Below are 17,551 nucleotides of genomic sequence, written 5' to 3' on the forward strand. Positions count from 1 at the left end.
GCATCAGCATCCGCGATAGACGGTCTTGGTCTGCGTATAGAATTCGAGCCCGGTGCGACCGGATTCCCGGAACGTCGATGTGCTCGACTGTTTGAGACCGCCAAACGGCGCGTTGACCAGATTTCCGGTCGTGGTGCGATTGATCTTGACCGTGCCCGATTGAATGTCGTCCGCAAAATCATGCATGACGCGCGGATTGCGTGTCACGATCGCAGCCGACAATCCGTATTCGCTGTCATTGGCCTTGGCGATAGCATCCGCATACGAGTCGACCTCGATGATTGCAATCACCGGTCCGAAGATCTCCTCGCGCGCGATCGTCATTTCCTGGGTGACGCCGGTGAAAATCGCTGGCGCAACATAATAGCCGCCGTCGTATCCGGCGCCGGTGAGCCGCTCGCCGCCATGAAGCAGCGTCGCCTCCCGCTTTCCGATCTCGATATAATTCAGCACCGTTTCGAGCTGTCTGGCGGTTGCCAGCGGCCCCATGTCCATTCCGGCAACGAGCCCGCCGCCGATCTTGAGGGTTTTCACTCTGGCGACCAGCCTCTCGGTAAACTCCGCAAGAACCTGTTTCATGACGAGCACCCGGCTGGTGCCGGTACAGGCCTGCCCCGCGAGCGAGAACCCTCCCTTCACGGTCAAGTCGACCGCATGGTCGAGATCGGCATCGTCCATGACAATCAGCGGATTTTTGCCGCCCAGCTCCATCTGGGTGCGGGTGGTGAACCCGACGGAACGGCAGATCCGCTCGCCGGCGGCCGTCGATCCCGTGAAGGAGATCGCCCGGATGGCAGGCGGCACGGTAATGGCGGGGCCGATCTCGGCGGCACTGCCTGTGACGAAGTTCAGCACCCCCTTCGGCAAGCCGGCCGCAACGAACGCCTCGGCCAGCCGGTATCCGCTGAGCGGCGCATCGGAGGACGGCTTGAAGACGGCAGTGTTTCCGGTAATGAGCGCCGGTGCGATCTTGCGGCTGGGTATCGATATCGGAAAATTCCAAGGCGTGATGACCGACACGACGCCGAGCGGCTCGCGCAGCGTGTAAACGGTCATGTCAGGATCGTCGTTCGGAAATACCTCGCCCGACAGGGTCTGGCCCTCGATCGCGTAGAACCGCAAGGTCTGGGCCGAACGCAGTATTTCGTCCTTGGCAAGACCGAGGGACTTGCCCATTTCCCGGGTCATCTCGCGTGCCGTCCGGTCCGCATGTGCCTCGAGGTGGTCAGCTGCCTTGTTCAGGATGACGGCGCGCTTCGAGATCGGCATTTTCTTCCAGCTTCGGAACGCAGCCGAGGCCGCCGCGACTGCGCGCTCTGCATCCTCCGCCGAAGACGCTTGGAAGCGGCCGACGATATCGGACGTCTCCGCTGGATTGATGTTGTCGAACCGCTCCGCCTTGCTCGAGCACCATTCGCCACCGATGTAGTTCTGGAACTCCTCGACGCCTGTGTGGCCGACATCGGAACCGTGTGCACTCTTCATCGCAACGTTGCTCATGTTTGCCAAACCCCTGTCAGTGCCAGATCAGGATCGCGCTGACCGTGGACGCAGCCAGCCCCACCAGCACCGGGACCACGACGGTCTGAACGATCTGGAAGACCGCAACACGGGCGAAACCGGCCACCGCGATCAGGGACGACCACGCGACCAGGGTGCCGCCTCCGGTCCAGACCGCGCCCATCTGGCCGATCGCGGCAAGCGTGGCGGGATCGAGCCCCACGGTAGGCGCCAGCGCTCCAGACAGCGCGCCGGTGAGTGGCAAGCCGGCAAAACCCGAACCGTCGATGCCGGTGATCATACCGGCGATCAGCACGCCGAACGCAACGAAGGCCTGATTGCCAGGGATCCAGTGCTGCGCAGCCTGGACGAGCTCGAACAGGAGATTAGGCGCCTGCGCCGCCGGTACGCCGAGGATCGGCGCGGAAAGTCCCTGCTCGGCGCCAAGGAAGAAGAAGCCGGCGATCGGCAACACCGAGCCCATGGCCTTGAACGCGAAAACGAAGCCCGCGGTGACATGCTCCGCGCTGTCGTCCAGGCTCTGCCGCAGTCGATCGGTCACGAATGACGCGCAGATCATCAGCGCCATCGCAACGCCGCCAACGAGGGCCGCAGCGTCGCCGCCCTTGAGGTCGTGCCCGATGCCGAGCTTCGAAAGCACCATCACGACGATGACGCCCAAAAAGGCGATCGGTGTGGCGACTGCAAAGAATTTGGACCAGGTCTCGCGCCGGCCGGGAATTGCTGCGAGCACCAAGTCGATCTGCGCCTGTGTTGCAAATTCCTTCTGGCCGCCAGCGGTCCCACGCGCGATCTCGGCCTTGTCGAACGAGCCCTCCTCCTCTATCCGGGCGAGCTCACCGTTTGCCGACTGCGCTTGCCAGCGTTCGAGCAGCATCTCGTCCGGCTTGGTGATGAGCTTTCGGATCGCGACATAGCCCAGCACCAGCGCGATCACGCCGGTGATCAGCGACAGCACCAGCGCCCGGTCGGCGACCGTTGCGGCACTGACCGCGACACCGGCTGCCTTCGCGCTGATGCCAGGCGCAACGCCGATCACGTAGTCGGATGACAGCGCCATGCCCTGCCCGGCAATCGCGATTGCAAGGGCGCCGCCGAGCGGCGGCAGTCCGGCTGCGATCGCCGCGGGCAGCAGCACCGCCGACACCAGGGGGACAGCCGGCGTCGGCCAGAAGAACAGTGAAATGACGTAAGTGATGGCGGCCAGCACAAAATAGGCCGTATGGCCGTCCTTCATCACCGCGCGAAAAGGCTCGACCATGCGGATGTCGGAGCGCAACACCTTGAGCGCATTCAACAGCGCCGTCATGAGTGCGATCACCAGGAATATGTTGAAGAGCTCCTTCGCCGCAGTGAAGCTCGCATTGAAGATGCTCCCAAGCGCGGCGATCGGACTATGCGTCCAGGCCAGCGCGACCAGGAAAGTCGCGACCACGGACGGAACGACCACATTGGCGCGCCAGATCATCGTCAGGACGATGACGGCCACGCCGAGCAGGTAAACCCAGTGTGCGGCGACGATCGGAACTTGCGATTGCAGTGTCATGTGCAGCCTCCCCCAAATTCACGCAATCTTGTATACTGTATTCTGTTTTGGCAAGAATTTTATTTCACCACCTTGCACAAGACCGTCGATAGGCAACTGCCAATATTTCGCTCATTTGCCCCATTTATGCGTAGGACTTCGCTTTTCCCATCGGCAGCCTCGCTCGCAACCGTCGCCATTCCCCGACATTGACCAGCGAACCAAAATTACATACTGTATACCAACCCACCGGCGACAGGAGCGCAACAATGCAAAGACTGATGAACCACGTGGAATTCCGCGCGGCCCTCGAAAACGCCATCAAGGGCAAGAGCGCCAACAAGGCACCCTTCAGCGTCGCCTGGGCGAGCGGCAAGCTGAGCCGCGCGCATCTCGCGCGCTGGGCGGAGAACCATTTTCACTATGTCGGTCCGTTCGCCGATTATCTCGGCTACATCTATGCGCGGATGCCCGAGCAGTATCAGGAAGCCAAGGACTTCCTGCTTGCCAACATGTATGAGGAAGAGATCGGCGGTGATCGCCACACCGATCTTCTGATCCGCTTCGCCGAGGCCTGCGGCACGACTGCAGGGCGGGTGAAGGACCCCGACAACATGACCGCCACGACGCGGGGGCTGCAAAGCTGGTGCTATGCGGTCGCAATGCGCGAGGATCCGATCGTGGCGGTGGCGGGCCTCGTCGTCGGCCTGGAGTCGCAGGTGCCGTCGATCTACCGCAAGCAGACGCCAACCTTGCGCGAGAAGTACAAATTCACGGACGAGGAAGTCGAGTTCTTCGACCTCCACATCGTCTCGGACGAAATTCACGGCGAACGCGGCTACCAGATCGTGCTCGAGCACGCCAACACCGTCGAGCTTCAGCAGCGCTGCCTGAAGATCTGCGAAATCGGCGCACAAATGCGGCTGCTCTACACGACCGCCCTCTATCACGACTACGTCGCCAATGACATTCCACTGTCCGAGCTCGAATTCAGCGAGAACAAGGTTCCCGCCGACGAGCGGACCCTGCTGCAAGCCTGAGCCGAGCGTTATGCCCAACGTCGTTTTTCATCGGAACGGCCAGACCTTTCACGGCGAGATCAAGGAAAACACCAATCTTGTCGTGAGGGCGGGCATTCGCCAGTTTCCGTATCCGAACTTCCTCTATGGCTGCGGCATGGGCAAATGCGGGAAGTGCGCAGCCCTGATCATCAAGGGAGCCGAACATCTTCCTGAGCCGAACTGGAAGGAGAAGAAACGACTTGGCGCGAGAATCGAACTTGGCTACCGCCTCGCCTGTCAACTCTGGCTCACCCATGACGTCGAGCTGTCGCAGGAGGCAACGCCGCTCGCCGACGTGGTTGCGCCCGGCAAGACCGCCTGATCGCACGCTGCGCAGGGCGCACGAGCCTGGAGTCAATCGGCGACGAACACTGGAGACATGAGCCATGTATGTGATCCTGACCAGCAAGGATGGACTGTTCCGAACCGAAATCGTCGACGGGTTGCGCCCCCTCGCCGCCTACGACTACTTGTTCTACGGAACGAAGAAGGCGACGTTCGTGATTGCCGAGTTGCTCAAGGAGACCAAGATCAAGGTGATCGACGAAGCCTGGTCGCCCCCGATCGTGAACGAGGTGCCCTCCAAATTCCTCGAGAGATTCGCGACGCCCGAACTCGCCTATCGGGAGCTCGAGCATCTCACTACGTTCGGTCACATGGACACGAAGCTGCGCAAATCGTGATGTCCGATAGCACCGACGCGCCTGTCGCGAAGACCGGCATGATCGAGGTCACCTTTGTGACCAACAACGGGAAGACCGTTACGGCCCCGGTCGACAGCAATTTGCTGCGCGTTTCCCTGCGCGAGCAGGGCGGCATTCCCTTCAAATGCGGCGGCGGGATTTGCGGAACGTGCAAATGCCTGATCGAGAAGGGCCTTGAAAACACCGACGCGATCAAGCCGAAGGAGCGAAAGCACGTCACCGACGAGCAATTCGCCGCCGGCTACCGAATGGCATGTCAGACATTTCTCACAGGCGACGTCAGCGTGTCCTGGACGCCAACGCAGACCGCCGCGGGCGCTCGCCCGAGCCCCACACCGGAAGCGTCAGATTGACAGGTGGACGCGACACACCTGGGGGAGACCAACGGCTTGCGGCCGTACCTCGGCCGGTCTAAGTACGCTTGTGCTGACAGTGCCGAGAATTCCGTTCGGTTGCGGATCGGATTTCGCCGCGCTGGTCACAACTCCAATCGAAATGGCTGATCGAGTCACCTTATGGCGGGCAGGCTGGGAAACTCCAAACGACGTCTGGGTGACGACTACCTCTCCCTCCACGACAGAGTCATCGAGGAGCTGCGCCAAGCCATTTTGAGCCGCCGGCTCAAACCCGGCGAACGACTGGTGGAAGGCCGTCTTGCGGAGGAACTCGGCGTCTCTCGCAATCCGGTGCGAGAAGCGATTCGCGTGCTCACGACCGAAGGCCTCGTCGAAGTGACCGCGCGGCGCGGCGCATCGGTTCTGGCCATGAACGACGAGGAAGCGCGCGAGACGATCGAGGTTCGCGCGCTGCTCGAGGGCCAGAATGCGCGGCTGGCCGCCCGCCGTCGCGATCAGGATATCCTTGCGCGGATCGGGGCCGTGCTGACCAAGGGCACCGATGCCGTCGCCGCCAAACGCTTCGATCTCCTGCCCGGCCTGAATCAGCAATTTCACCACGAGCTTGCCTCGGCCGGTCGCAATCGCGTCCTGTCCGAGCTGCTCAAGAAGCTTCGCGAGCGAACCGCGATGCTGTTCGCGCCGACCGACCCGGAGCGTCAGGCGCGCACCTGGGATGAGCATGCTGGCATCCTGCGCGCGATCATCGCAGGCGACGAACGCGCAGCCGCCACGCTTGCAGCCGAGCACGTGATGCGGGCCGGCGCCGATTTTCTGTCGACGCTCCATATCCCCGAGGAAAGCCCATCGCTGGAAGGCCTGTCCGCAAGACCGAGCACGGCGGATGCAAAGCCGCCGCGGCCCCGCACCACTGCTGGCGGACGTGCAAAGAAGTAGCCCACAAGTTCCGACCAGCGCTTGACTACCGCCGCCCCCTCCGCATCGTCGCGAGCACGATGTCGGCGGCGAGCACGCTCGGCGATTTGTTGCCGGTGGACATGATGGTGTCGAGCTGGGCAAAAGCCTCGACTTGTTGCTTGCGCATCGGCGTCTCCGTCAGCACCTCGGACAGTGCGGCTGCGAGCTTCTCCGGCGTGCAGTCTTCCTGCAGGAACTCGGGGATCACGTCGTTGCCGATCACGAGATTGGCGAGGATCACGGAAGACACCTGGATCGCGCGGCGCAGGATGAAGGCCTCAATCGCGCCGACGCGATAGGCCGTCACCATGGGAATGCCCGATAGCGCCAGCTCAAGCGTCACCGTGCCGGATTTCGCCAATGCCGCGCGCGCGATCCGGAACGCAGCGCGCCTCTCGGTTTCGCCGACCACGATCTGCGGCTTGACGGGCCAACTCGCCACGCCCTCGCGGACGGTGGCTTCGAGATGCGGCATGGTCGGCAGCATCAAATCGAACGCGCGGCCCTCGGCCTGCAATCGCCCGAGCGCAGCACCGAACAGACCGAGATGATGCCGGATCTCGCTGCGGCGGCTGCCCGGCAGCACCAGCAGCACCGGCGGCTCGCTGTCGCGGCGCGTTTGCTCGTCAGGGTTCGGGCGCAGCGACGGCAATTGCTCGATCAGGGGATGGCCGACATAGCTGCATGGCGGCCCTTTCAGCTTGCGGTACTCCTCCGGCTCGAACGGCAGCAGACCCAGCACATGATCGACATAGCCGAGCATCGCGCGCGCGCGGCCGGGCCGCCAGGCCCAGACCGAGGGCGAGACGTAGTCGACGACGGGGATTGCCGGATTCTTCGCGCGCACGCGGCGCGCAACGCGATGGGTGAAATCGGGACTGTCGATGATGACGAGCGCGTCGGGCGCGGACTCGGTCACGGCATCCGCGGTTTCGCGGATCAGCCGCAGGATCTTCGGCAGTTGCTGCACCACGGCAGCGAAGCCAACGATCGACAGCTCCTCGATCGGGAACAGCGTCTCGAGGCCCTCGCGCGCCATGGTGCGGCCGCCGACGCCCTCGAACTGCACGCCGTCACCGAGGCGCTGGCGCAGCACCTTCATCAGCGCCGAGCCGAGCCGGTCGCCGGATTCCTCCGTCGCGATCAGAAAGATCTTCCGCTTGGGATCGCGGGTCTGCATCACGCGGGCAGACCGACGACAAAGAGATATTTGGCGTCGGCCAGCCCGATCATCGCCTGCGGCTCGGCGGCGATGGTGTTGCCGGCAATCACCGCGACACCGGCAAGGCCGGCCTTCGCGACGCCCTCGATCGTGCGCGCGCCGATCGTCGGCAGGTCGAAGCGCAAATCCTGGCCACTCTTCGGCGCCTTGACCAGCACGCCACGGCCCGTGGCGGCACGAATACGGCCCTCCTCGCGCAGCCGCGCCACGCGCGCCAGCAGCGCATCGGTGCCCTCGATGTCCTCGACCGCGACCACATGGCCGTCGATCACCACGGCGGCCTGACCGATGTCGAACGGCCCGAGCGCGGTGAGCACCGCGCGCCCGCGTTCGATGTCGCTCTTGGCGTTGTCGGCCGGCCAGGCGCGGGTGATGCAGCCCTCCGGCATCAGTAGGTCGGGCGCGACGTCCTTGATGCCGACCATGCGAAAACCGCCTTGCTCGAGGATGCGGCCGACGCCGGACAACAGATGATCGTCGCCGCCGCGAAAGGCTCGGACGACGTTACCGAGCAGCCGCAGCGTCGTGACATCGAAGCGGATCTCCGTGAGTGAAGGCCGCACCAGCGTGCCGATGAAGATCAGGTCGCGGCAGCCCTCGTCGCGGAACAGCCGCATGGCGCGGCCGAGCTGACCGACCGAGATCCAGCGGTGGCGGAATTTCTCCACCTGCACCGGATCGCAGGCGCCTCGCAGCGGAAACAGCACCGGCGTGATGCCGCGCGCGGCGAGCGAGTCGGCAACCGCGAACGGCATCGCGCCACCGCCCGCGACCACGCCGACCGGTGATGAAATTCCTGGAGCCGCCGATGTCATGTCCGCGGCCATCCCGACGTCACTTCTCGATGGTGGGAAGACAGAGCGGACGCTTGCCCTTGCCGATGAAGCCCAGGATTTCGGCGATCGCAGGATCTTCGCTCTCAAGGGGCCGCACCGCCTCCAGCCGCTCGGCGAATGTGCCGGGGCCATGGAAGAGTTTTTGGTAGAAGCCACGCACGGTCGCAAGCCGCTGCCTGGTGAACTCGCGCCGCTTCATGCCAATGAGATTGAGGCTCTCCAGCACCGCATATTGGCCGTTGGCGAGCCCATACGGAATGATGTCGTCGCGCACGCCCGAAAGGCCGCCGACCATCACATAGGAGCCGATGCGCGTGAACTGATGCACCGCGGACAGCCCGCCGATATAGACGGCGTCGCCGATCTCGCAATGACCGCCGAGCGTCGCCGAGGTCGCGAAGATCGCGTTGTTGCCGACCATGCAGTCATGGCCGACATGGCTGTTGTTCATGAAATAGCCGTCGTTGCCGACGCGCGTGTGCCCGCCGCCCTTGACGGTGCCAACGTTCATCGTCGCGCCTTCGCGGATCGTGCAGCCGGAGCCGATCTCGAGCGTGGTCGGCTCGCCCTTGTAGCTGAGGTCCTGCGGCGCGCCGCCGAGCACCGCAAACGGCGAGATCAGGCAATTGTCCCCGACCGAGGTATGGCCGATGACGGAGACCTGTCCGATCAGCTTGCAATTGGCCCCAATCCGGGCGTTACGACCGATGATGCAAAAGGGCCCGATCTCGGTGCCCTCGCCGATCACGGCGCCGTCTTCCACCCGTGCGGTGGGGTCGATCTTACTCATCAAGAAGGTCTGACTATGTGTTGAACTTGCTCGGCTTTCCGGTGGTTAGCGCGACCGCGCCCGATCTGTCCAGTGACGTATGATCTCGGCGTGTTTCAGAAGAAGGCGAATGACCTCAGTCCGTCAGCATCGCCCCGACATCGGCTTCGGCGACGACCTGGCCGTTGACCTTGGCGTCACCGTGAAACCACCACATGGTCTTGCGGCGGCCGACCGAGCGCATGTGATACTCGATGGTATCGCCGGGCAGCACCGGCTTGCGGAACTTGCACTTGTCGATGGTGAGGAAATAGACCGCCCGCGGCTTCTCGGTGCCTTCGACCGATTTGATGCCGATCACGCCCGCGGTCTGGGCCATCGCCTCGATCATCATGACGCCCGGATAGACCGGACGTTCGGGGAAATGGCCCTGGAAGGCCGGCTCGTTGAAGGTGACGTTCTTGATGCCGATGCCGCTGTAATCGGCCCGGATGTTGATCACCCGGTCGATCAGCAGCATCGGAAAACGGTGCGGCAGCGTCTGGAGGATCGCGTTGATGTCCACCAGCTCGAACTTAACAGGTGATTCCGCCGTCATTCCCGTCCCTCGTTCTTCGGATCGGCCTTGCTGTCGCGTACCAGGCGTTCCACCGCGATAATTTCCTTGAACCATTGTTTGGTCGGCTTGGCAAAGAAGCCACCCCAACGTCCGTTCGGCGGGATGTCGTCCTTGACGCCGCTCATCGCGGTGACCTGGGCCCCGTCACCGATCTTGAGGTGATTGTTGATGCCAACCTTTGCCCCCAGCGCCACGTTGTCGCCGATCGTCAGGCTGCCCGCGAGCCCGATCTGGGCCGCCAGCAGGCAATTCCGGCCAATGGTTACATTGTGGCCGATCTGGACCTGATTGTCGATTTTGGTGCCCTCGCCGATCACGGTGTCGCGCAAGGAGCCGCGATCGATGGTGGTGCCGGCGCCGACTTCCACATTGTTCTGGATCAGCACACGGCCGGTCTGGGGCACTTTCAGATGGCCCTCGGGGCCGAAGAAGATGAAGCCGTAGCCGTCCTGGCCAATCGAGCAGCCGGGGTGGATCAGCACGTTGTTGCCGATCAGTGCGCACTGGATGGCCGTGCGGGCGCCGACATTGCAGTCCCGGCCGATCTTGACGCCCGGGCCAAGGACCACACCGGCGCCGATCACGGTGCCGCTGCCGATCTCGACATCCGGACCGATGACGGTCAGCGGCTCGACGATGACGTCGTCCTCCAGCCGCGCCGACGGGTCGATGATGGCCGATGGCGCAATACCGTCATTGCCGAACCAGGACTGTGGGCGCAGCGCATCGCCATGCCATTCCCGGGCGATCCCGACAAAGGCGCGGAACGGCTGCGCCACCCGCAGCACGGCCACATGGGCGGGCACCTGAGCCTCGAAGCGCGGGCTCACCAGGCAGGCGCCAGCCCTGGTCGCCTTGAGCTCGTCGGCGTATTTGAGGTTGTCAAAGAATGCCAGATGCATCGGGCCGGCTTCGTCCAGCGAAGCAAGACCCGCGATGACATGACCGCCCCGGGAAGGGTCGACCAGTTGCGCCTTGGTCAGCGCGGCGATGTCGGCCAGCGTTGATGCCGGCGGTTTTTTGAAGAAGGTCGGCTGCGCCATTCCACCCCATCGCGGTCCGGCTTCGGCATGAAGCGGCAAGGCCGCATCATGCCTTATCTCATGGATTGATCACGATCTTTTTGGCAGCCGGCCCGAGGGAATTCCCCAAGGGAACTCCCCAACGGAATTCCCCAAGGGAATTCCCAGGCGGCCGGGTCATGCCCTGCTGATCGAATTAGAACGAGGTGCCGCCGCCGAACCGGAATTCCTGCGTGCGGTCATTCTTGCCCTTGGTGAGCGGCACTGCGTAGTCGAAGCGCAACGGTCCGAACGGCGAGGCCCAGATCAGGCCGACACCGACCGACGAGCGGACCACATTGCCATTGTCATACACCAGGCCGGTACAAGTTCCAGCCGTGGCCGGGTTGATGGTCGATGGCGTACAGCTCGAGTTCCTGGTCGTGGTCATTTCGTTGGTCACCGACCACGTCGTCGGGCCCTGATAGTCGAAGAGACCGCCGGCGTCGGCGTAAACAGCACCCTTCAGACCCACTTCCTTCGGAAGGAACCAGAACGGCATCTGCAATTCCAGCGACGCGCCCCAATATTTGGTGCCGCCAAGCGCATCCTGCGTACCAAACGGATTCATATCGCGCGGGCCGATACCGTTCGGCGCGAAGCCGCGGACGAGGTTCGGACCCATCTGGAAGTGATCCAGCATGCGCAGATCGTTGTTGCCGATCTTGTTCAGGATACCGCCCTGGAGGTGGACGAGGCCGACGAGGTCAGACACCAGCGACTGGTAGTACTTCGCATCGGCCACGGTCTTCAGGTAGGAGACGTCGCCGCCGACGCCGGCGAAGTCCTGCCTGAAGTCGATGAGCAGGCCGTCGGTCGGGTTCTTGTTGTTGTCGAGCGTGTTGTAGGTCAGCGTGTAGCCGAGCGCCGAGGTCAGCGTCTTGCCGTTCGCAAGCTCCTTGCGGACCGGCAGGGAGGCTTCGCCGTCGCTGTAGCAGCCGAGGCCGTTGGTCGAGGTCAGGTCGATGCCGTTAGCGGCGGCAAAAGCCGGGCTCGGGTTGAACGCCGACGAACCGAGGACGTTGTTACAGTTCGCCAAGTAGGACGGCAGCGTGATTTCCTGCCGGTAGATCGAGTAGCGCAGCTGGAGCGACAGATCTTCACGCAGGGAGAAGCCGAGGCGCGGCGAGAAGCCGAGCGTCTTGGTGCCGTAGGAGATGTAGTTGTTGGACAGCTGGGTGCGCTGATAGAGGTCGAGGCCCAGCGCGACGCGGTAGTCGAGCAGATACGGCTCGACGAATGACAGCGAATAGCCGCGGGCGTACTGGCCGTAGGTGACTGAGGCCTTGGCGAACAGACCGCGGCCGAGCAGGTTACGCTCGGAGACCGAGACTTCGGCCAGCGCGCCGTCGGTGGTGGAGTAACCACCGGAGACCGAGAAGTCGCCGGTCGACTTTTCTTCGAGATCGACGATCAGGACCACGCGGTCGCTGGAAGAGCCCGGCTCCGTCGTGATCTTCACGCTCTTGAAGTAATCGAGGTTCTTCAGGCGGCGCTCGGCGCGATCGACCAGCGCACGATTGTAGGCGTCGCCCTCCGAGAGGTCGAACTCGCGACGGATCACGTAGTCACGGGTACGGGTGTTGCCGCGGATGTTGATGCGCTCGATATAGGTGCGCGGACCCTCGTCGACGTTGAACACGACGGAGACGGTGTGCGCATCGAAATTGCGATCGCCGCCCGGACGCACCACCGCGAAGGCATAGCCGCGGCGCGAGGCCTCGATCTGCATGTCCTCGACCGACTTCTCGACCGACTCGACGTTGTAGAGCGACCCGACACCGACGCGCGAAAAGCTGCGCAGCGAGCTCGGATCGAAGTTCGGGATGCTGGAGCGGAAATCGACGGTACCGACGCGGTACTGCTGGCCTTCCTCGATCTTGAAGGTGACATTGAAGCCCTTCTTCTCGGGATCGTATTCGGTGAGCGCGGCCACCACCTGAACGTCGGCGAAGCCGTTCTTTAGGTAAAAGCGGCGAATCAGGTCGCGGTCGGCCTCGACGCGGTCCGGATCGTAGATGTCACCGCTGCCGAGGAAGCTCAGCAGATTCGATTCGTGCGTCTTGATGACGTCCCTGAGGCGGTAGGACGAGAACGCATTGTTGCCGATGAACTCGATCGACTTGACCGAGGTCTTGGCGCCTTCATTGACCGTGAAGATGAGATCGACGCGGTTGTTCGGCTGCTCGATGATCTCGGGCGTGACCGACACGTCATAACGGCCGGAGCGGCGATAGATTTCGGCGATGCGCAGCGTGTCCGACTGCACCATGGCGCGGGAGAACGTGCCGCGAGCCTTGGACTGGATTTCGGCGGTGAGCTGCTCGTCCTTGATCTTCTTGTTGCCCTCGAACGCGATGCGGCCGATCACCGGGTTTTCCACCACGGAAACGACGATCTGGCCGCCGGCACCGCGGTTGATCTTCACGTCCTGAAACAGGCCGGTCTCGATCAGTGCCTTGAGGCCGTCATCGATGGCGGCCTGATCCAGGCGGCCACCGGGGCCGGGCTTGAAATAGGAGCGGATCGTCTCCACCTCGACGCGGCGATTCCCTTCGACGGAAATCGACTGCACGGCCTGCGCAAGCGCAGACGAAGACACGAAAACAGCCCCAATCGGGGCAACCACCGGCGCGCCGAACATGATCAGGGTTGCGAGCAAGCCCCCCCGGAGTCGCAGTCCAAACTTCATTGCGCAACGCGCCCTTATCAACTTACCAGACCCAACCCCAAAGCCGGTCTGGGAGATTCCCCAAGTTCAAGCCGCTTGTAGCCAATTTCCCCGACGTCGCAAACGGCCGAGCGCGCCGCAATTTCAATTTCATTCCAAGACGTTGCTCAACAGCAACGCCACAAAAAAGCCCCCATCAGGAAGCCGCCATCCGAAGGATGTCGTTGTAGGTCGCGAACACCATCAGCATCAGCACCAGACCGAGCCCGATTCGGAACCCCATTTCCTGGGTACGCTCGGACAGCGGACGACCGCGGACCACCTCGGCTGCGTAGAACAGAAGGTGGCCACCATCGAGCAGCGGGATCGGGAACAGATTCAATAGCCCGATCGAGACGGACAGCACGGCGCACAGATTGATCACAAACTGGAACCCGGCGCTGGCCGCCTGCCCCGACATCTTGGCGATGCCGAGAACGCCGCTGACCTCATTCGGATTGCCCTGGCCGATGAACAAGGAGCCCAGGAACTTGAAGGTGCTGGTGATGATGAACCAGACCTGCTCGACCCCGATCTTGAGCGCCTCGCCCACGCCGACCGGCGAGGTCGAGGCCTCACCTGCCTGGGACTTGTGCTCGACACCGAGCACACCGACCCGGTGGCTGTTGCCGAATGGATCCTTGCGCTCGAGCAGCGCCGGCGTCGCGGTCAGCGACACCACCGCGCCATCCCGCTTCACCTGGAAAGCCAGTGCCGAACCGGCGCTCGTCGCGACGATCCGCTGCATGTCGGCAAAGCTCTCGATCGGCTTGCCGTCGATCTGTACGACGACGTCGCCGATCTTGAAGCCGGCGGCGGCCGCAGCACCGTCGGCGACGACGCCGTCCACGCGCGCGATCGTGCTCGGTTTGCCGTAATACAGCGCCATGACTGCGAAAATCAGGGCGCCAAGGATGAAATTGGCGATCGGACCGGCCGCGACGATGGCGGCGCGCGGGCCGACCTTCTTGTGGTGGAAGCTGCCGGCGCGCTCCTCGGCGGTCATGGCCGCGAGCGTTTCAGCCGACGGGGTCGAAGCCTCGCTCTCGTCGCCGAAGAACTTGACGTAGCCGCCAAGCGGAATCGCGGAGATCTTCCAGCGGGTGCCGTGACGGTCGTTGAAACCAACCAGCTCAGGTCCGAAACCGAGCGAGAAGGTTAACACCCGAACGCCGGCCCAACGCGCGACCAGAAAATGGCCGAGCTCGTGGAAGAACACGACGATGGTCAGGACGAACAGGAAGGGAACGACGTAGCCGAGGAGCCCATGGCTCAACGCATTGAAACTATGGGTAAAAAAGTCGATCATCGAATTCCCTCATCCAGCGCCGCAAGGCCCTGGCCCCGAACTACCTAGGATGCCTTTAAGGCAATTTGAGGCAATAGGGCGGCAGCTTTATTTCGCGAAACATGGTCAACGGATATTGCATCATCTGCTGACATCATGGGGCCTTGGTTCCCGCCCCGGATCCAGTCCTCCAGCGTCGCCTCGACCAGCCGGGCAATGGCGCCGAACCGGATCTTGCCGGCGATGAAGGCCGCGACCGCGACTTCGTTGGCGGCGTTGTAGACGGTGGTCGCCCCCTTCCCGTGCCGGAGCGAATCGAATGCCAGACGAAGCCCGGGGAACCGCTCGAAATCCGGTGCCTCGAAGGTCAGCTGGCCGATCTTGGCCAGATCGAGCTTGGCTGCCGGTCCCTTGATCCGGTCGGGCCAGCCGAGGCAATGGGCAATCGGCGTGCGCATGTCGGGTGAGCCGAGCTGGGCCATCACCGAGCGGTCGGAGAACTCGACCATGCCGTGAATGATCGACTGCGGATGCACCAGGACGTCGATCTCATCCGGCGCGAGCGCGAACAGATAGGACGCCTCGATCACCTCGAGCCCCTTGTTCATCATCGAGGCGGAATCGATCGTGATCTTCTGGCCCATGCTCCAGTTCGGATGCTTCAGGGCCTGTTCGAGGGTCGCCTGCTCGATGTCGGCCGGCTTCCAGGTGCGGAACGGGCCGCCCGAGGCGGTGATGATGACGCGAACCAGCTCGTCGCGGTTGCCCGATGCCAACGCCTGAAACAGCGCGTTGTGCTCAGAATCGGCCGGCAGGATGCAGGCGCCCGCTTTCGCTGCGCGCTGCATGAAGAAATCGCCGGCGCAAACCAGGCATTCCTTGTTGGCGAGCGCGACATGCGCGCCGCGATCGACCGCAGCCAAGGCCGGCTTCAGTCCGGCCGCGCCGCTCACCGCCGCCATCACCCAATCGGCCGGACGCGCGCCCGCCTCGATCACCGCGCTTTCGCCGGCGCCACATTCGGTGCTCGTGCCCGCAAGTGCGGACTTGAGCTCGGCGAGCTTGGAGGTGTCTGCGATCGCGACGAAGCGCGCGGAGAATTCCTTCGCGAGCTTCACCAGCGCTTCGACATTGCCATTCGCCGTCAAGGCCTCGACGCGGTAGCGCTCGGGCGAGGCGCGCAACAGATCCATCGTGCTGTCGCCGATCGAGCCGGTGGCGCCGAGAACCGTGACGCTGCGGATGTCGGCCGCAGCCGGCTTGTTGTTACGCAAAGGGACTGCGCTCATATCCTCACCAAACCATAAGACCGCTTCCGGCGCTATGCACACCATGGCGGAGGAAACCGATAATCCATGCCACCAGGATGGCGGCGACAAAGCCGTCCAGGCGGTCCAGAAGTCCGCCATGGCCGGGAATTAAGTGACTGGAATCCTTGACGCCGAAGCGCCTTTTCACCGCGGATTCGAACAGGTCGCCCGCCTGCGAGACCACCGTGAGGACCGCACTGAGGACCAAGAGTGGAACCGCCTTGCCGAAGCCGGAGGCGGCAAAACCGCCCGCGACCGCGAGGCTTACCACGACGCTGCCGAGCGCCCCAGCCCAGGTCTTCTTCGGGCTGACACGCGGCCACAGCTTTGGTCCGCCGATGCTACGGCCGGCGAAATAGCCGCCGATGTCGGTCGCCCACACCACGAGCAGCACGAACATCAGCGCAGCGAAGCCGTGCACGAGATCCTGCCGCACCAGGATCGAGGCCAGCAGTGCCGCGGAGGCATAGGCGAATCCGGTCGCGGCCCAGACGAACTTGCCCCGCGCAATCAGCGTCACGATCGCACCGCCGACGCAGCCGGTGATGACGGCAGTCTTCAGTGCGCCGAAGGCGACGCAGGCCCCCATCATGGCAATGACGATCGTCCCTGCCCCGGTCAGCGCAGCGGATCCCGCCCCCACCACCATCAGCCATTCCGCGAACAGTCCGATCGACACCAGGGTGACGAGAAGCGCCCACAGCCAGCCGCCGGCGTAAGCGACCGCAATGGCGAGCGGCGCCAGCACCAGCGCCGCGAGGACTCGCATCAGGAAATTGCTGGGAGCAGGCTTCGAGCCCGCTGCTTCGGCGTCGGATTCGCTCACGAGGCGGTTTTCGCGACCAGGCCGCCGAAACGGCGCTCGCGTCTGGCGAATTCGGCAATCGCACTCTCGAGTGCCGCCTTGTCGAAATCGGGCCAGTGGATCGGCACGAACACGAGCTCGCTATAGGCGGCCTGCCACATCAGGAAATTGGACAGGCGCTGCTCGCCGCTGGTGCGGATGATGAGATCGGGATCGGGAATGTCGGGCGCGTCGAGATGGGCGCCGAGCGCATCGGCGTCGATCGAAGAAGGATCGCGCTTGCCGTCTGCGACTTCGCGCGCGAGCTTTTGCGCCGCCTTCGCGATCTCCTGCCGCGAGCCGTAATTGAAGGCGACGACGAGCGTCAGGCGCGTGTTGTCGCGCGTCAATTCCTCGGCCTCGTTCAGCAGCGCGCAGATATCGCCCTCGAGCCCATCGCGTTCGCCGATGATGCGGACCTTGACGCCGTCGCGATGCAGGCTCGCGAGATCGTTGCGGATGAAGCGGCGCAACAGGCCGAAGAGATCGCCGATCTCGCTCGCCGGGCGCGACCAGTTCTCCGAGCTGAAAGAGAAGATGGTGAGATAGCGGATGCCGAGCTCGTGCGAGGCACGCACCACGCGGCGCAAGGCCTCGACGCCGCGGCGATGCCCCTCCGCCCGAGGCAGACCGCGCGCGGCCGCCCAACGCCCGTTGCCATCCATGATGATGGCGACATGCGCAGGCGCGTCGGACCGGTCGGGTCCTTCCGTTGCAGGCGCGGCGGCGTTGGACATGACGGCAGCCTTAAAACATGATCCGGACCCG

Annotated in this window: 17 protein-coding genes; 5 read left to right on the plus strand and 12 right to left on the minus strand. The window is 63.6% G+C overall.

Annotation, left to right across the window (positions count from 1 at the left end; translation table 11 throughout):
* Positions 1-3: 3 nt before the first annotated feature.
* Positions 4-1,500: an aldehyde dehydrogenase family protein gene (locus YUA_RS0105735; RefSeq protein WP_198029377.1), complete on the minus strand. Its 1,497-nt coding sequence runs from the start codon at positions 1,498-1,500 to the stop codon at positions 4-6.
* 16 nt (positions 1,501-1,516) lie between these two features.
* The gene (locus YUA_RS0105740; protein ID WP_035970542.1) at positions 1,517-3,067 is read right to left on the minus strand and encodes a hypothetical protein; all 1,551 of its coding nucleotides are present in this window, start codon (positions 3,065-3,067) and stop codon (positions 1,517-1,519) included.
* A 248-nt stretch (positions 3,068-3,315) separates the two neighbouring features.
* Between YUA_RS0105740 and YUA_RS0105745 the strand changes: the two genes are divergently transcribed.
* From YUA_RS0105745 to YUA_RS43545, 5 genes are all read left to right on the plus strand, one after another.
* The gene (locus YUA_RS0105745; RefSeq protein ID WP_027529818.1) at positions 3,316-4,086 is read left to right on the plus strand and encodes a TenA family transcriptional regulator; all 771 of its coding nucleotides are present in this window, start codon (positions 3,316-3,318) and stop codon (positions 4,084-4,086) included.
* Positions 4,087-4,096: 10 nt separating this feature from the next.
* Positions 4,097-4,429: a 2Fe-2S iron-sulfur cluster-binding protein gene (locus YUA_RS0105750; RefSeq protein WP_027529819.1), complete on the plus strand. Its 333-nt coding sequence runs from the start codon at positions 4,097-4,099 to the stop codon at positions 4,427-4,429.
* Between the two features lie 64 nt (positions 4,430-4,493).
* Complete coding sequence (locus YUA_RS0105755; RefSeq protein ID WP_027529820.1) at positions 4,494-4,790, plus strand: hypothetical protein; 297 nt, start codon at positions 4,494-4,496, stop codon at positions 4,788-4,790.
* On the plus strand, positions 4,790-5,164 hold the full coding sequence (locus tag YUA_RS43540; RefSeq protein ID WP_051383103.1) for a 2Fe-2S iron-sulfur cluster-binding protein: 375 nt from the start codon (positions 4,790-4,792) through the stop codon (positions 5,162-5,164). Before YUA_RS0105755 ends, YUA_RS43540 begins: the two co-directional genes overlap by 1 nt.
* A 162-nt stretch (positions 5,165-5,326) precedes the next feature.
* Entirely contained in the window at positions 5,327-6,103 is a 777-nt protein-coding gene (locus YUA_RS43545; protein ID WP_063627775.1) for a GntR family transcriptional regulator, read from the plus strand.
* A gap of 25 nt (positions 6,104-6,128) precedes the next feature.
* On the opposite strand, the gene lpxB is transcribed toward YUA_RS43545, so the two are convergent.
* From lpxB to YUA_RS0105815, 10 genes are all read right to left on the minus strand, one after another.
* Positions 6,129-7,307: a lipid-A-disaccharide synthase gene (lpxB, locus tag YUA_RS0105770; protein WP_084292159.1), complete on the minus strand. Its 1,179-nt coding sequence runs from the start codon at positions 7,305-7,307 to the stop codon at positions 6,129-6,131.
* On the minus strand, positions 7,304-8,161 hold the full coding sequence (locus YUA_RS0105775; RefSeq protein WP_035970603.1) for an LpxI family protein: 858 nt from the start codon (positions 8,159-8,161) through the stop codon (positions 7,304-7,306). The genes lpxB and YUA_RS0105775 overlap by 4 nt, the downstream gene beginning before the upstream one ends.
* A 19-nt stretch (positions 8,162-8,180) precedes the next feature.
* On the minus strand, positions 8,181-8,972 hold the full coding sequence (gene lpxA, locus YUA_RS0105780) for an acyl-ACP--UDP-N-acetylglucosamine O-acyltransferase (protein WP_027529823.1): 792 nt from the start codon (positions 8,970-8,972) through the stop codon (positions 8,181-8,183).
* 115 nt (positions 8,973-9,087) lie between these two features.
* Complete coding sequence (gene fabZ / locus YUA_RS0105785) at positions 9,088-9,549, minus strand: 3-hydroxyacyl-ACP dehydratase FabZ (RefSeq protein WP_027529824.1); 462 nt, start codon at positions 9,547-9,549, stop codon at positions 9,088-9,090.
* Entirely contained in the window at positions 9,546-10,613 is a 1,068-nt protein-coding gene (lpxD, locus tag YUA_RS0105790; protein WP_027529825.1) for a UDP-3-O-(3-hydroxymyristoyl)glucosamine N-acyltransferase, read from the minus strand. The genes fabZ and lpxD overlap by 4 nt, the downstream gene beginning before the upstream one ends.
* 175 nt (positions 10,614-10,788) lie before the next feature.
* Positions 10,789-13,323, minus strand: a complete 2,535-nt coding sequence (gene bamA, locus YUA_RS0105795; RefSeq protein ID WP_027529826.1) for an outer membrane protein assembly factor BamA — start codon at positions 13,321-13,323, stop codon at positions 10,789-10,791.
* A 175-nt stretch (positions 13,324-13,498) separates the two neighbouring features.
* Entirely contained in the window at positions 13,499-14,650 is a 1,152-nt protein-coding gene (gene rseP / locus YUA_RS0105800) for an RIP metalloprotease RseP (protein WP_027529827.1), read from the minus strand.
* Between the two features lie 44 nt (positions 14,651-14,694).
* Positions 14,695-15,918: a 1-deoxy-D-xylulose-5-phosphate reductoisomerase gene (dxr, locus tag YUA_RS0105805; protein ID WP_027529828.1), complete on the minus strand. Its 1,224-nt coding sequence runs from the start codon at positions 15,916-15,918 to the stop codon at positions 14,695-14,697.
* 4 nt (positions 15,919-15,922) lie between these two features.
* Entirely contained in the window at positions 15,923-16,708 is a 786-nt protein-coding gene (locus YUA_RS0105810; protein ID WP_035970604.1) for a phosphatidate cytidylyltransferase, read from the minus strand.
* A gap of 53 nt (positions 16,709-16,761) precedes the next feature.
* A complete protein-coding gene (locus YUA_RS0105815; protein ID WP_027529830.1) occupies positions 16,762-17,520 on the minus strand; it encodes an isoprenyl transferase in 759 nt (252 codons plus the stop codon).
* Positions 17,521-17,551: the final 31 nt, after the last annotated feature.

Source organism: Bradyrhizobium sp. WSM3983 (assembly GCF_000473045.1).
In the GTDB taxonomy this organism is placed as follows: Bacteria; Pseudomonadota; Alphaproteobacteria; order Rhizobiales; family Xanthobacteraceae; genus Bradyrhizobium.

Bases quoted from the DNA above. Each gene is read 5' to 3' on its own strand.
- YUA_RS0105735 (WP_198029377.1), bottom strand. From the start codon at position 1,500: ATGAGCAACGTTGCGATGAAGAGTGCACACGGTTCCGATGTCGGCCAC.
- YUA_RS0105740 (WP_035970542.1), bottom strand. From the start codon at position 3,067: ATGACACTGCAATCGCAAGTTCCGATCGTCGCCGCACACTGGGTTTAC.
- YUA_RS0105745 (WP_027529818.1), top strand. From the start codon at position 3,316: ATGCAAAGACTGATGAACCACGTGGAATTCCGCGCGGCCCTCGAAAAC.
- YUA_RS0105750 (WP_027529819.1), top strand. From the start codon at position 4,097: ATGCCCAACGTCGTTTTTCATCGGAACGGCCAGACCTTTCACGGCGAG.
- YUA_RS0105755 (WP_027529820.1), top strand. From the start codon at position 4,494: ATGTATGTGATCCTGACCAGCAAGGATGGACTGTTCCGAACCGAAATC.
- YUA_RS43540 (WP_051383103.1), top strand. From the start codon at position 4,790: ATGTCCGATAGCACCGACGCGCCTGTCGCGAAGACCGGCATGATCGAG.
- YUA_RS43545 (WP_063627775.1), top strand. From the start codon at position 5,327: ATGGCGGGCAGGCTGGGAAACTCCAAACGACGTCTGGGTGACGACTAC.
- YUA_RS0105775 (WP_035970603.1), bottom strand. From the start codon at position 8,161: ATGACATCGGCGGCTCCAGGAATTTCATCACCGGTCGGCGTGGTCGCG.
- lpxA (WP_027529823.1), bottom strand. From the start codon at position 8,972: ATGAGTAAGATCGACCCCACCGCACGGGTGGAAGACGGCGCCGTGATC.
- fabZ (WP_027529824.1), bottom strand. From the start codon at position 9,549: ATGACGGCGGAATCACCTGTTAAGTTCGAGCTGGTGGACATCAACGCG.
- lpxD (WP_027529825.1), bottom strand. From the start codon at position 10,613: ATGGCGCAGCCGACCTTCTTCAAAAAACCGCCGGCATCAACGCTGGCC.
- bamA (WP_027529826.1), bottom strand. From the start codon at position 13,323: ATGAAGTTTGGACTGCGACTCCGGGGGGGCTTGCTCGCAACCCTGATC.
- rseP (WP_027529827.1), bottom strand. From the start codon at position 14,650: ATGATCGACTTTTTTACCCATAGTTTCAATGCGTTGAGCCATGGGCTC.
- dxr (WP_027529828.1), bottom strand. From the start codon at position 15,918: ATGAGCGCAGTCCCTTTGCGTAACAACAAGCCGGCTGCGGCCGACATC.
- YUA_RS0105810 (WP_035970604.1), bottom strand. From the start codon at position 16,708: ATGCGAGTCCTCGCGGCGCTGGTGCTGGCGCCGCTCGCCATTGCGGTC.
- YUA_RS0105815 (WP_027529830.1), bottom strand. From the start codon at position 17,520: ATGTCCAACGCCGCCGCGCCTGCAACGGAAGGACCCGACCGGTCCGAC.